This is a genomic window from Streptomyces sp. NPDC058619 (assembly GCF_042717785.1).
Taxonomy (GTDB): Bacteria; Actinomycetota; Actinomycetes; order Streptomycetales; family Streptomycetaceae; genus Streptomyces.
In genome coordinates this window covers 25613-39302 of sequence record NZ_JBHXQN010000009.1, presented here as the reverse complement: position 1 = coordinate 39302, position 13690 = coordinate 25613, and the positions used below count along the sequence as shown (strand labels likewise).

Genomic DNA, 13690 nt, shown 5'->3' with positions numbered 1-13690 from the left:
GGCCCGCGTGAGGGCGGGGCGAGTGGCGAGTCCGAAAGGCGGGACGCGGTGGCGGGGACGCAGCACACGACGGCGGAAGGCCGCGGTCCGGTCCGGTACGGCCCTCCCGCACCCCAGCCGGGCCTGCCCGTGCTGCCCGAGCTGGTCTCCGTGCTCGCCGCGGCCGCCGGACGCGCGGCGCCCGAACCCCCCGGCGGCGGGAGGTCGGTACGCGAGGCCGCCTGCCGGTACTGGGGCCGCCGCGGGCTCGCGACCGCCCCGGAGAGCGTCGCGGCCGGCCCCGGCGCGCCCGCGCTGCTCCTCGCGCTGATCGGCGCGTACGGGGGCGACGTCCTGCTGCCCCGCCCGTGTCCCGCCTGGTGGACGCCGCAGCTCCGGCTGCTGGGACGGCGGGCCCACCACGTGCCGACCCCGGCCGAGTGCGGCGGCGTGCCGGATCCGTACGCGCTGCTGGAGACCGTACGACGGGTGCGCGCCGAGGGCGGCGACCCGCGCCTCCTGCTGCTGTCGGTCGCCGACGACCCGACCGCCACCGTGCCGCCGCCGGAGATGCTCCGCGAGGCCTGCGAGGCCGCCGAGTCGGCGGGGCTGTTCGTCGTCAGCGACGAGAGCTGGCGCGACACCCTGCACCGGCCGCACGAGACCCTGGTCCTGAGCCCCGCCGAGATGCTCCCGGACCGGGCCGCCGTCCTCGTCGACCTGGCCGGGGCGCTGCTGCCCGCGGGCTGGCCGGCCGCCGTGGTCCGCTTCCCCGACACCCCCCGCGGAACCTGGCTGCGCGCCCGCACCCTCGACGTCCTCACCGCCACCGGCGCGCTCACGGCCGGACCGGTCGCGGGCGCCGCCGCGTACGCCCTCGACGAGCCGGTCGCCGTCGCCGAGCGGGCCCGCTCGGCCGCGGCCCTGCACGGCGCGGTCGCCGCCGCCGCACACCGGGAGCTGCTCGCCGTCGGGGCGCTGGCCCGGCCCCCGCAGGCCGGCCGGCACTTGTACGCGGACCTGACCCCGCTGCGCGCCGGACTGGCCCGCCAGGGGGTCGGCGACGCCATGGAGCTGGAGGACTGGCTCGGCGGCCGGCTCGGCGCACCCACCCCGGGCGGTCAGCGGTTCGCGGACGAGTCGGTCGCGCTGCGGGTCAGGCTGTCGACCGGGCCGCTGCTGGGCGCGGACCCGGAGGAGCGGCTGGCCGCGCTCACCGCCCGCGACCCGCTGGCGCTCCCGCACGTACGGCGCTCACTGGAACTGCTCGGGTCCGTCCTGCGGGGGCTCGCCTGACCCCTCCCGGGCGCGCGGGGCGTACGGGTTCGCCGCCGCTGCCCGGCCGCCCCGGTCCGCGACCCCCGCCCCGACTGCCCGCGGTGAACGGTTCACGGAGACTTCTCGACGAGGGACCGGAGGGACGCCGCCGCGTCCACGAGCGGCCCCCGAGGCCCGGGAGCGTTCCGCGTCGTTGTGCGCGTACGGCACGGCGGATACGCTCCGTTCGCTGCTCAAGATCACCCCTGCCGGACCACGCGTACGCACGGCACCGCACGTGGGGTCCGGTTTGTCCCCGGGAGGCGCGCACATGGACGACACCGAGCTGCTGTACCTGGGGGTCGCGCGGCAGGCCGAACTCGTCCGCGCCGGCAAGGTGACCGCCCGGCGGCTGGTGGAGGCCTCCCTGCGCCGCACCGAGCGGATCGACCGCCACCTGGGCGCGTTCCGCGTGGTCCGCGCCGAGCGGGCTCTGGCCGAGGCCGGCGCCCGGGACGCCGCGCGCACCGCCGGCGCGGACGGCGGACCGCTGGAGGGCGTGCCGATCGCCGTCAAGGACGAGCTCGACGTCGAAGGCGAGGTGACGACCTTCGGCGGCGCCGCCAACCACACCCCGGCCGTCCACGACTCCGAGGCGGTGCGCAGGCTGCGGGCGGCCGGCGCGGTGATCGTCGGGAAGACGGCCATGCCGGAGTTCGGCCAGTGGCCGTTCACGGAGTCGGCGGCCCACGGCTACACCCGCAACCCCTGGGACACCTCCCGGACCACCGGCGGATCGAGCGGCGGCAGCGCCGCCGCCGTCGCGGCCGGACTGGTCGCGGCCGCCCTGGGCGGCGACGGGGGCGGCTCGATCCGCATCCCGGCGGCCTGCTGCGGCCTGTTCGGCCTCAAGCCGCAGCGGGGGCGCGTCTCCACCGCCCCCCACCCGCACCTCTGGTACGCCCTGGGCACCGTCGGACCGCTCACCCGCACCGTGCTGGACAGCGCCGTCCTGTACGACGTCCTCAGCGGGCCGGTCGCCGGCGACCGCTGGACCGCGCGCCCCACCCGTACGAGCTTCACCGAGGCGGCGTCCACCGACCCCGGCAGGCTCAGGATCGGGTACGCGACCAAGGCGGCGGTGCCCGGCGTGCGCCCGCACCCCGACCACGTACGGGCCCTGCGCGAGACCGTACGGGCGCTGCGCGAACTGGGCCACGACGTGCGGCCCGTCGACCCGCGCTACCCCGACACCACGGCCGCGTTCCTCCCGCAGTTCGGCGGCGGGGTCCGGTCCGAGGCGGCGGCGACGGAGCGGCCGGAGCTCCTGGAGCGGCGCACCCGGCAGACGCTGCGCGTCGCCCGGCTGGCGCCCGAGGCCGTCGTGGAACGGGCGGTCCGCGCCGGGGAGCGGATGGCCGTACGCGCGAACCGGGTCTTCGAGGAGGTCGACGTGCTGCTGACCCCCACCCTCGCCGAACGGCCGCGGCGCGTCGGCGCCCTGGACGGCGCGGGCCTGCTCCGGGCGATGGCCCGCTCGTTCCCGATGATCGCCTACACCGCACTGTGGAACGTCACGGGAAATCCCGCCGCCTCGGTGCCCGCCGGATTCGGCGCGGACGCGATGCCGTTGGCCGTCCAGCTGGTGGGCAGGGAGCACGACGAAACCACCCTCGTGCGGGTGGCGGCGCAGCTGGAGGCCGTGCGGCCGTGGGCGGACCGCAGGCCCGGACATGGCCCCCTCGACAGCGAACAGCGGCCTCCCGCACGGTAGGTCCGCCCCCACGGCCGCCGCCATACCGTCGCGCCCGCCGCCCTGCCGTGGCCACCGCCGCACCGCCGGCGGTGCCGGCTCCCCGTCAGGCCGATCCGGTCGGCCGGGGCGCCCTGATCCGCCGCCGGAGCGCCGGGCCCGCGCTGATCAGCAGGGTCAGGGCGACCGCCAGGGCCACACCCTTCCACGGCTCCGAGAAGAGCGAGCCGCCCACGATGCCGATCAGGCCGTACGCGGCCGCCCAGGCGAGGCAGGCCGGCGCGTCCCCGTGGGCGAAGCGGCGCAGCGGCAACTCCGCCAGCAGGCAGGCCAGCATGACCGGGATGCGGCCCGCAGGCAGCAGCCGGGAGACCACCAGCACCAGCACCCCGTGCTCGTCCAGCTTCGTCTGCGCCTGCTCCAGCCGCTCGGGCGTGGCCCGGCCGCGCAGCCGCTCCAGCCACCGCGAGCCGCCCCGCGAACGCACCCCGCGCTGCCCGAGCCAGTACAGCGCGACGTCCCCGGTGAACGCGGCCGTCGCCGCCACCCCGAACACCAGCAGCACCCCGAAGGGCGGCGCCTGATGGTGGAACGCCACCACCGCCGCCGAACTCACCAGCGCCCCCGTAGGGATCACCGGTACCAGCGCGCCGAGCGCCACCAGGACGAACAGCGCCGGGTAGCCCAGCGCCTGCTGGGTGGTCTCCGGCGGCGCCTGGCCGGCCGCCACCGCGAGGTCGAGCGGGCTCACGGCAGCCGCACCCGCTCGCCGTGCGCGGGGGCCCGTACGGTGACCTTGGGCGCGAGCCGCCGCGCGTGGCGCACGAACTCCTCGCCCGGCGCGTGGAACTCGTGCGGCCGCACCGCGTCCATTCCGATCGGCCAGTACGTCCCGTAGTGCACCGGGACCGCCGCCGCCGGGGCCAGCTCGGCCAGCGCCAGCGCCGCCCGCCCGGCGTCCAGGTGCCCGGGTCCGAGGTACGGACCCCAGCCGCCCACCGGCAGCAGGGCCACGTCCACCGGACCGACCTCCTCGGCCATCGTGTCGAACAGCCCGGTGTCCCCGGCGAAGTAGGTGCGCGCCGCGCCCTCGACCACGTACCCGAGGGCCGGGGCGAGCTGCGGACCGAACGGCAGCCGCCGGCCGTCGTGCCGGGCCGTGACCGCCCGTACGACGACCCCGGCCCGTACCGCGACCTCGTCGCCCGGCGCCACCTCCGTCACCGCCAGGTCCCGCTGCCCGGCGGTCCGGGCCAGCCCGGGCACCGCCTTGCGGGCGCCGCGCGGCACGAGCAGCCGGGTTCCGGGCGCGAGCCGTGCGAGGGAGGGGAGGTGGAGGTGGTCGGAGTGCAGGTGCGAGACCAGCACGACGTCCGCCAGCGCCGCCTCGGGCGGGGGCGGCGCGCCGCGCCGCCGCCGCAGGTGCACGAGGCGCCGCGCGAACAGCGGGTCCGTCAGCAGCCGCACCCCGGAGTCCTCGACCGTGCACGTGGCGTGTCCCCACCAGGTGATCTCGACCGGCATCCGGGCCTGCCTCCCTCGCTCGTCCGTCACCGAGCCTAAAGGCTGCCCCGTCGAAGTGCCCCGAACCGGGGCACCGCCCGGACCGGACCCGGCGGACCCCTCCTCCCCGGCGCCGGATCCGAGTAGGGTCGGGAGCCATGGAAGAGCTGCGCGTGGCCGCTATCGCCAGCCTGACCCCGCTCGAGGACCTGGACGCCGACCCCTTCGCCGTGGACACCCGCAGCCAGCACGCCATGTGCGCGCGCTGGTCCGCGGACCACGGTTACGTGGTGACGCGTCACCTGCTCGTCTACGGGATGCGTCCGGACCACTGCGGGCTGTGGTCCGGCGTCGACGCGGGCCAGGTCGACCTGTTCGTCGCCGCCAACCACCGGGTGCTGGCCCGGGCGCTGCGCTCCGTCGAGGAGTTCGCCGCCGAGTGCGCGCGCCGCGGCGTGCGGCTGGAGACGGCGGGGTACGAAGAGCCCGGCTACACCTCCGCGATGAAGGCCGAGGTGCACCGCCGGCTGTCCATGCCGACCGCCGGGTACGACGGCACCTGACCGGCGCCGCCCGGCCGCCGCGTGACGTACGGCACCTGACCGGCGGCTCCGTACATCCGTGCGCGGCCGGTGTCGCCCGGCCGGGTGAGCGCGGTTGTGCGAGCCTGGAGGCCGGGCCCAAGGGGCGGGACGGTGAGGCGGGTACGGCGTGTTGCGAGGACGGTGGCGGACGACGGGCGCCGCACTGGTACGGGTGGTCCTCGTGTGGGCGGTGTCCACGCTCACGATGCTCGCCCTGGCCGGGGCTCTGCCGGACTTCCGGCTCCGGTCCGGCAACGGCGACAGCGTCACCAAGATCGGGCTGACCGCCGCCTGGGGCGCCGGGGCCTTCGGCCTGCTGAGCGCGCTCGTCTGGCCCGTCCTCGTCCGGGCCCTGCTGCTGGTGCCCGCGCTGGTGCTCGGGCTGCTCGTCTTCTTCCTGAACGGCTCGCTGCTGCTGATCGCGCTCAGCCTGGTCCCCTCCGGCGGCGAGGTGGCCCCCGACACCGCGGTGGTGGTGGCCGCGGTGATGTCCGCGGTGGCGTCGGCGACCTCCACCGCGCTCGCGGTGCGCGACGACGAGGCGTACCGCAGGCGCCTCTACCGCCTCGCCGACCGGCGCCGCCGGCGCCAGGGCCGGTCCGGTGCGCGCGGAGCCGGCGGGGCGCCGCCCGGACTGGTCTTCCTCCAGCTCGACGGGGTCGGGTACGAGGTGCTGCGCCGGGCGGCGGGCAGCGGGCTGATGCCGACGCTGGCCGGCCTGCTGGACAGCACCCACCGCGTCACGTCCTGGCGTACGGACTGGTCCAGCCAGACCGGCGCCAGCCAGCTCGGCATCCTGCACGGCTCCACCTTCGACGTGCCCGCCTTCCGCTGGTACGAGAAGGACACCGGCGAGGTGGTGGTCTGCAACCGGCCCACCAGCGCCGCCGAGCTCCAGCGCCGCGCCGTCGAGCGCACCGGCGACGGCGGCCTGCTCACCCTGGACGGGGCCAGCCGGGGCAACCTGTTCAGCGGCGGCGCCGACCAGCTGGCGCTCGTGCTCTCCGTCTCGGCCCGCCGCGGCCCTGCCAACCGGTCCCGCGCGGGCTACTTCGCGTACTTCTCCGACCCGGCCAACGCGGTCCGCACCGCACTGTCCTTCGTCGCCGAGGTGGGCCGCGAGATCGGCCAGTCCGTCCGGTCGCGGCTGCGCAAGGAGGAGCCGCGGGTCGGCCGGGGCGGGCTGTACCCGCTGATCCGGGCCTTCGCCACCGTCATCGAACGGGACGTGGTGGTGGCGGCGGTGATCGGCGACATGCTGGCCGGCCGCGCCGCGGTCTACGCGGACCTGGTCGCCTACGACGAGGTCGCCCACCACTCGGGCCCGCGCGGCCGCGACACCGACCAGGTGCTGGCCCGGCTCGACCGCAGCCTCGCGCTGATCGGCCGGGTCGCCGAGCACGCGCCGCGCGCCTACCGGGTCGTACTGCTCTCCGACCACGGCCAGAGCCCGGGGGAGACCTTCCTCGGCCGGTACGGGCTCACCCTCAAGGACCTGGTCCGGGCGGGCTGCGGGCTGCCGGTCTCCCGCCGGGCGGGCCGTACCCGCAGCGGCGCAGAGGCCCGGGCCGCCGTCCTCGCGGCCCTGCACCGGCCCGTGGAGGAGGGGGAGGAGGCCCGCCCGGGCCCGGGCTCCGATCCGGTGGTCCTCGCGTCCGGCAACCTCGGGCTGATCTCCTTCCCGGACGTCCCCGGCCGTGCCACGCGGGAGCGGATCGAGCGCGCGCACCCGGCCCTGCTGACGACGCTGGCCAACCACCCGGGCGTGGGTTTCCTGCTGGTCGACGGGGTGGTGCTGGGCGCGGGCGGGGCCGAGGCCCGGCTCGACGTCCCCGGCGCGGCCGAGGGGCTGCTCGCTCCCTTCGGTCCGGGCGCGGCGGAGGCGGTCCGGCGCACCGACACCTTCCCGCACGTGGCCGACGTGATGGTCAACTCGGCGTACGACCCGGGGACGGGGGAGGTGCACGCCTTCGAGGAGCAGATCGGCTCGCACGGCGGGCTCGGCGGAGAACAGGGCCACCCGTTCCTGATGTGGCCGACCGTGCTGTCCGAGCCGGACGCGGGCCTGGTGGGTGCGGAGGCGGTGCACGGCGTACTGCGGCGCTGGATGCGCGAGGCTGACGGTCCGCAGGTGCCGGTGGCCCTCCCGCAGGGCGCACGCTCCGGCCCGGCGGACGGACCGGAGGTGGGACCGGGGGGCGCCCCGGCGGTGGGGCCGGCGGACGGACCGGCTGTCCGGCCGGTGGTGGAGAATCACCGGCCGGAGGGGGCCGCCGGCGGAACCTTTCCTTCCGTCGAGGGTGCCGTACGGGACGAAACCCGCTGATTTGGTGCGCCCCTCGCCGTGGTCAACCATGGATCGACCTGCCCACCATGTGAGACATCTCGAGGCGCACCCCCGATGACCAGCACCGCAGCCCCAACCACCCGGGGCGACACCCCGCAGGACACCGCGCCCCGGGGAGCCGCCGGAGACCCCGCCGCCCCGGAGCCCCGCCCGCAGGGCGACCGGCACGCCCGGCGGTTCGGCCTCCCCGTCGCCACCTGCCTGGTCATGGGCAACATCATCGGGGGCGGGATCTTCCTCCTCCCCGCCTCGGTCGCCCCGTTCGGCACCATCAGCCTGGTCGCCTTCGCCGTGCTCACCGTCGGCGCGATCGCCCTCGCCCTCGTCTTCGGCCGCCTCGCCCAGCGCCATCCGCGGACCGGCGGCCCGTACGTCTACGCCCGGGCCGCGTTCGGCGACTTCGCGGGCTTCCTCGCCGCCTGGAGCTACTGGATCACCACCTGGGTCTCCAACGCGGCGCTGGCGGTCGCGGCCGTCGGCTACCTGTCCGTGCTGTTCCCGGCCGTCGGCGAGCACAAGTGGTCCATGTGCCTGGCCGCCCTCGCCGTGCAGTGGCTCCCGGCCCTCGCCAACCTCGCGGGCACGCGCTACGTCGGCGCCGTCCAACTGGTCTCCACCGTACTGAAGTTCGCCCCGCTGCTGCTCGTCGCCGTGGGCGGGCTGTTCTTCTTCGACCCCGCCCACCTCGGCCCCTTCCGGGCCACCGACCAGAGCGCGGCCGGCGCCGTCTCGGCCTCGGCGGCGATCCTGCTCTTCAGCTACCTGGGCGTCGAGTCCGCCGCCGTGAGCGCCGGCGAGGTCCGCGACCCGGCCCGCAACGTCGGCCGGGCCACGATCCTCGGCACCGTCGGCGCCGCCACCGTGTACCTCCTGGGCACCCTCTCCGTCTTCGGCCTGGTCGCCCACGACACCCTGGTCGCCTCCCGGGCCCCCTTCACGGACGCGGTCAACGCCATGTTCGGCGGCACCTGGGGCGGCACGCTGGTCGCCTGCGCCGCCGTGGTCTCGATGGTCGGCGCCCTGAACGGCTGGACGCTGCTCAGCGCGCAGACCCCGTACGCCGCCGCCAAGGACGGGCTCTTCCCCGAGGTGTTCGCGACGCGCAGGCGCGGCGTCCCGGTGGCCGGAGTCCTCGTCACGGTCACCCTCGCCTCGGCCCTGACCGTCTACAACTACACCGCCGGCCCGCAGGGCGTCTTCGAGGTCCTGGTCCTGGTCACGACCTTCACGGCGACCGTCCCCTACCTCCTGTCCGCCGCCGCGCAGATCTACTTCCTGCTCTCCGGCCAGTCCGAGCGGGTGCACCGCGGCCGCCTGGTCCGCGACACCGCCATCGCCGGCCTGGCCTTCGGCTTCTCGCTGTGGCTGGTGGCGGGCTCCGGGTACGCCGCGGTCTACCAGGGGGTGCTCTTCCTCTTCGCCGGAGTCCTCGTGTACGCCGCGATGTCGGCCCGCAAACGGCGCGCGGCCACCGCGGTCTGACGCGGAGCCGCCGGTCCGCCGCGGTCCCGACGCGGGCCGCCGGGGAGCGGGCGTCCGAGGGGGCGGGGCGCCCGGGGAAAACCAGGTGCCCCGCCCGGTGCGCCGCGGCCACACTGGGCGCACCATCCCCGGACTCCGAAGGACATCCGCGCCCGTGCAGGCTGCCGTCACCGTCACCCCCGCCCAGATCCCCGAACTGCTCCTCGGCCTCGCCACCGTGCGGCCCGTGTTCCTCTGGGGGGCGCCCGGCATCGGCAAGTCCTCGCTCGTGCGGAAGTTCGCCGACTCGCTGGGCCTGGAGTGCGTCAGCCTCCTCGGCACGCAGCTGGCCCCCGAGGACCTGATCGGCGTACCGCAGATCCGGGACGGCCGGTCCGTCTTCTGCCCGCCGGAGGCCATCGCGCGCGACGAGCCGTACTGCCTCTTCCTCGACGAGCTGAACGCCGCCGGCCCGGACGTCCAGAAGGCCTTCTACTCGCTGATCCTCGACCGCCGGATCGGCTCCTACGAGCTCCCGGCGGGCTCCATCGTCATCGGCGCGGGCAACCGGGCCACCGACAACGCCCTCGCGCGGCCCATCGCCTCGGCCCTGGTCAACCGCCTCACCCACGTCCACCTCCAGGCCTCCGCGGGGGACTGGCTCGTCTGGGCCGGCGAGCACGGCATCCACCCCTGGGTCACCGACTACCTCACGGACCGCCCCGACCACCTCTGGTCGCAGCCGCCGAAGACCGAGGAGCCCTTCTCCACGCCGCGCTCGTGGCACATGCTCTCCGACGCCCTGCAGTCGTTCGGGGCCGACCTGGACGAGCACACGCTGAAGATCGTCGCGCACGGCACCCTGACCCCCGCCCACGCGGTGTCCTTCTGCGGCTACGCCAAGATCGTCCGGCATTCCTACGGCATCGAGGCGATCATCAAGGGCGACGCCTCCTGGCCGACCCGCCCCGCCGACCGCGACCTGCTCTACTACCTGGCCGACGCCTTCCGGGGCCGCCTGGTCAAGGAGCTGCCCGCCCAGCGCGAGCACGTCTCGCCCGCCGTCCGGCAGACCGCCTTCCGGGCCAAGTCGCTGCTGGTCCAGCTCGCCGAGATCTCCGTCGAGGTCGCCCAGACCGTCATCGCCGACGACGTCGACGGCCTGCCCGTGCTGCCCGCCTGGTTCCTCGTCGAAGCCGCCCGCGACATGCCCCGCCTGGTCGAGGCCCGCCGGTGAGCCGCCGCTCCGCGGCCAAGGGCGCCCGGCCCGACCCGGCCGCGCAGGCCTTCGCCGAGGGGCTCGCCCTGGTCAAGCGGAACCCGGCCCTCGCCGCCGTCCCCGCCACCATCTGCCGCGAGACCGGGTGCCGGGCCACCCCCGCCGGGGGACTGGCCGCCGTGGACTCCAACGGCACCGTCCACGTCCACCCCACCCGGCGCGCCGAGCCCCGGGAGTGGGCCTGGACCCTCGGCCACGCCCTGCTCCACCTCGGCTTCGGCCACGTCCCGGCCGCGCGCGACCCGGACCGCCCCCAGCCGGACCGCTTCGACCTCGCCGCCCGCTGCGTCGTCGTCAACCGCTTCCTGCTGACCTTCCCGGCCGGCCGCGCCCCCGACCACCTGCCCGCCGAGTACCCGGGCGGCGACGAGGAGCTCCTCGCCGCCCGCTGGCGCCGCGACGGCATCCCGGCCGCCCACGAACGCTGCGGCACCGCCGGCGACCACCCCGACCAGCGCCTCGTCACCTGGCGCAGCTGGGACAACGCCGCCGTCCCCGACTGGGCGACCGCCTTCGCGCACGCCCTGACCCGCAGCGTCTCCGCCGCCATGGAAACGGCGGGCGGCCGCCGCGACCGGGTGACCGGAGAGCGGGTCGCCCAGCGCCCGTGGGACCGGGCCCTGAACTGGTTCGTCTCCTCGTACCCGCTGCTCGGCGGCCTCGCGAGCGGCCTGGAGATCGTCGCGGACGCCGAGCTGGCCCGCGCTCAGGGCATCTCCGTCGCCGCGGTCAGCGCCACCGCCGGGGAGATCTACATCAACCCGCTGCGCACCTTCGACGACGAGGAGTGGCGGTTCGTCCTGGCGCACGAGATGCTGCACGCCGCCCTGCGCCACGGCGAGCGCCGCGGCGCCCGCGACCCGTACCTGCACAACGTCGCCGCCGACTACGTCGTCAACGGCTGGCTGGTCGAGATGCAGGTCGGCAGCATGCCGGAGGGCCTGCTGTACGACCCGTCGCTCCAGGGGCTCTCGGTCGAGGAGGTCTACGACCGCATCGCCACCGACCTGCGCCGCGTGCGGCGGCTCGCGACGCTGCGCGGCAAGGGCACCGGGGACATCCTGGGCGAGCCGCTCGCGCACGGCGCGCAGCGCCCGTACGCGGACCTCGACGAGTTCTACCGGCGAGGCCTGGTCCAGGGCTTCGACCTGCACGAGGCGGGGGAGCGCGGCCTGCTGCCCGCCGGGCTGATCCAGGAGATCCGGGCCCTGGCCCACCCGCCCGTGCCCTGGGACGCGGCGCTCGCCCGCTGGTTCGACGCGTACGTACCCCGCCCCGTGGCCGTACGGTCCTACGCGCGCCCGGCACGCCGCCAGGCCTCGACCCCGGACATTCCCCGCGCGGGCCGGTACTTCCCGCCCGAGGAGGTCGCCCGCTGCACCTTCGGGGTGGTGCTCGACACGTCGGCGTCGATGAACGCCGGCCTGCTCGGCAAGGCGCTCGGCGCGATCGCCTCGTACGCGGAAGCCCGCGACGTACCGGCGGCACGCGTCGTCTTCTGCGACGCGGCGCCGTACGACGCGGGCTATCTGCCCCCGACCGACATCGCGGGCCGGGTACGGGTCCGGGGACGCGGCGGCACCGCCCTGCAGCCGGCGATGGACCTGCTGCAGCGGGCGGAGGACTTCCCGCCCGGCGCCCCGGTGCTGGTGATCACGGACGGACAGTGCGACACCCTGCGGATCCGGCGCGAGCACGCCTTCCTGGTTCCGCAGGGCGCCTCCCTGCCGTTCACCCCCCGGGGGCCGGTGTTCCGGCTGGCCCGGGAGGCCGGGCCGACTCAGTCGAGGTAGTCGCGCAGCACCTGCGAGCGCGACGGGTGGCGCAGCTTCGACATGGTCTTGGACTCGATCTGGCGGATGCGCTCACGGGTGACCCCGTACACGCGGCCGATCTCGTCCAGCGTCTTCGGCTGGCCGTCGTTGAGGCCGTAGCGCATGGAGACCACGCCCGCCTCGCGCTCCGAGAGCGTGCCCAGGATCGACTGGAGCTGCTCCTGGAGGAACGTGAAGGACACCGCGTCCGCGGGCACGACCGCCTCGGAGTCCTCGATGAGGTCACCGAACTCGCTGTCGCCCTCCTCACCCAGGGGGGTGTGCAGGGAGATCGGCTCACGGCCGTACTTCTGGACCTCGATGACCTTCTCGGGGGTCATGTCCAGTTCCTTGCCCAGCTCCTCCGGAGTGGGCTCGCGGCCCAGGTCCTGGAGCATCTGGCGCTGCACGCGGGCGAGCTTGTTGATGATCTCGACCATGTGCACGGGGATGCGGATCGTGCGCGACTGGTCGGCCATGGCACGCGTGATCGCCTGCCGGATCCACCAGGTCGCGTACGTGGAGAACTTGAAGCCCTTGGTGTAGTCGAACTTCTCAACGGCGCGGATCAGACCGACGTTGCCTTCCTGGATCAGGTCCAGGAAGAGCATGCCGCGGCCGGTGTAGCGCTTGGCGAGGGAGACCACGAGGCGGAGGTTGGCCTCCAGCAGGTGGTTCTTCGCCCGGCGGCCGTCCGCGACGAGGATCTCCAGCTCGCGCTTGAAGGCGGGCTTGTGGTCCTCCTCCTCTTCGAGCTTGTACTCGGAGAACAGGCCCGCCTCGATGCGCTTGGCGAGCTCGACCTCCTGCTCGGCGTTGAGGAGCGGCACCTTGCCGATCAGCTTCAGGTAGTCCTTGACGGGGTCGGCGGTGGCACCGGCCACCATGACCGTCTGCGCCGGGGCGTCGTCCTCGTCGTCGTCGGACAGGACGAAGCCCGCGGTGCCGCCGGGCTTGGGGGTCTCCTCCTCGGCCTCGTCGGCGGGGTCCTCGGCCGCCCAGTCCTCGCCGACGGCGGGGGTCTCGCCCTCGTCGGCGTCCTTGGCACCGGTCTTCTTGGCGGCCGCGGCCGTCTTCTTCACGGCCGTCTTCTTGGCGGCGGTCTTCTTGACCGTGCGCTTCTTCGGCTCGGCGGCGGCGTCCGCCGTCACCTCGTCCTCGGTCGCGGCGGCCGGCGAAGCGGATATCGCCGCAGCGGTGGCCGCGGCCGCGCTGGCCGAGGTCTTGCGCGCGCCGATGGGGCGGGGCGGAGCCGCCGCCTTCTTGGTCACGGCGCGTGCCGGGGCGGCGGCCGCCTTGCGGGGCTTCTTGGCCGCGGCCTTGGTGGCGGGGGCCGCGCTGACGTGAAGGGCGACACCCTCCTCGTCCAGAACCTGGTTCAGGCTGCGCAGGACCCGCTTCCACTGGTCCACCGGGATGCGACCGGCCTCGAAGGCCTGGCGCACGTCGTCACCGTTGATGTGACCCTGCTCGCGGCCGCGCTCGACGAGCGCGACGAGGGCCTCCGATTCGGCGATCTCCGGAGGGAACGTACGGGACGGGCTGAGCGACACAAGGAGCCTCTCGTTGCGAACAAATAAGGGGTGGGCGGGACATCATCGCGCGAACTCGGGAAACAGACCCGAGGGGGGTCTGTATTCCGGGGCCGCGCGAGGACACCTGTCGGTTCATCGCATGCCCGAGTCGATTCGTTACGCGCTGAATTGAGTGACC

At 75.4% G+C, this 13690-nt stretch carries 10 protein-coding genes; 7 read left to right on the top strand and 3 right to left on the bottom strand.

Annotation, left to right across the window (positions count from 1 at the left end; translation table 11 throughout):
• Positions 1 to 48 precede the first annotated feature (48 nt).
• Both ACFWTC_RS11725 and ACFWTC_RS11720 read left to right on the top strand, forming a co-directional pair.
• Complete coding sequence (locus tag ACFWTC_RS11725; RefSeq protein WP_383926203.1) at positions 49 to 1275, top strand: aminotransferase class I/II-fold pyridoxal phosphate-dependent enzyme; 1227 nt, start codon at positions 49 to 51, stop codon at positions 1273 to 1275.
• A gap of 292 nt (positions 1276 to 1567) precedes the next feature.
• A complete protein-coding gene (locus tag ACFWTC_RS11720; RefSeq protein WP_383926205.1) occupies positions 1568 to 3010 on the top strand; it encodes an amidase in 1443 nt (480 codons plus the stop codon).
• An 85-nt stretch (positions 3011 to 3095) separates the two neighbouring features.
• On the opposite strand, the gene ACFWTC_RS11715 is transcribed toward ACFWTC_RS11720, so the two are convergent.
• Both ACFWTC_RS11715 and ACFWTC_RS11710 read right to left on the bottom strand, forming a co-directional pair.
• Complete coding sequence (locus tag ACFWTC_RS11715) at positions 3096 to 3740, bottom strand: DedA family protein (protein WP_383926208.1); 645 nt, start codon at positions 3738 to 3740, stop codon at positions 3096 to 3098.
• Positions 3737 to 4513 (bottom strand): MBL fold metallo-hydrolase, encoded by a 777-nt coding sequence (locus ACFWTC_RS11710; RefSeq protein WP_383926211.1) that lies wholly within the window; start codon positions 4511 to 4513, stop codon positions 3737 to 3739. The genes ACFWTC_RS11715 and ACFWTC_RS11710 overlap by 4 nt, the downstream gene beginning before the upstream one ends.
• 137 nt (positions 4514 to 4650) lie before the next feature.
• On the opposite strand from ACFWTC_RS11710, the gene ACFWTC_RS11705 reads away from it, so the two are divergent.
• The 5 genes from ACFWTC_RS11705 to ACFWTC_RS11685 all read left to right on the top strand — a co-directional run bounded on the left by ACFWTC_RS11705 (position 4651) and on the right by ACFWTC_RS11685 (position 11956).
• A complete protein-coding gene (locus ACFWTC_RS11705; protein ID WP_383926214.1) occupies positions 4651 to 5055 on the top strand; it encodes a hypothetical protein in 405 nt (134 codons plus the stop codon).
• A 148-nt stretch (positions 5056 to 5203) separates the two neighbouring features.
• Positions 5204 to 7402: a phage holin family protein gene (locus tag ACFWTC_RS11700; RefSeq protein ID WP_383926216.1), complete on the top strand. Its 2199-nt coding sequence runs from the start codon at positions 5204 to 5206 to the stop codon at positions 7400 to 7402.
• A gap of 75 nt (positions 7403 to 7477) precedes the next feature.
• Positions 7478 to 8905: an amino acid permease gene (locus tag ACFWTC_RS11695; protein ID WP_383926219.1), complete on the top strand. Its 1428-nt coding sequence runs from the start codon at positions 7478 to 7480 to the stop codon at positions 8903 to 8905.
• A gap of 154 nt (positions 8906 to 9059) precedes the next feature.
• On the top strand, positions 9060 to 10121 hold the full coding sequence (locus tag ACFWTC_RS11690) for an ATP-binding protein (RefSeq protein ID WP_383926221.1): 1062 nt from the start codon (positions 9060 to 9062) through the stop codon (positions 10119 to 10121).
• On the top strand, positions 10118 to 11956 hold the full coding sequence (locus ACFWTC_RS11685) for a hypothetical protein (RefSeq protein ID WP_384029121.1): 1839 nt from the start codon (positions 10118 to 10120) through the stop codon (positions 11954 to 11956). The genes ACFWTC_RS11690 and ACFWTC_RS11685 overlap by 4 nt, the downstream gene beginning before the upstream one ends.
• On the opposite strand, the gene ACFWTC_RS11680 is transcribed toward ACFWTC_RS11685, so the two are convergent.
• A complete protein-coding gene (locus ACFWTC_RS11680; protein WP_383926227.1) occupies positions 11944 to 13530 on the bottom strand; it encodes an RNA polymerase sigma factor in 1587 nt (528 codons plus the stop codon). The two genes, ACFWTC_RS11685 and ACFWTC_RS11680, sit on opposite strands and share 13 nt — an antisense overlap.
• Positions 13531 to 13690: the final 160 nt, after the last annotated feature.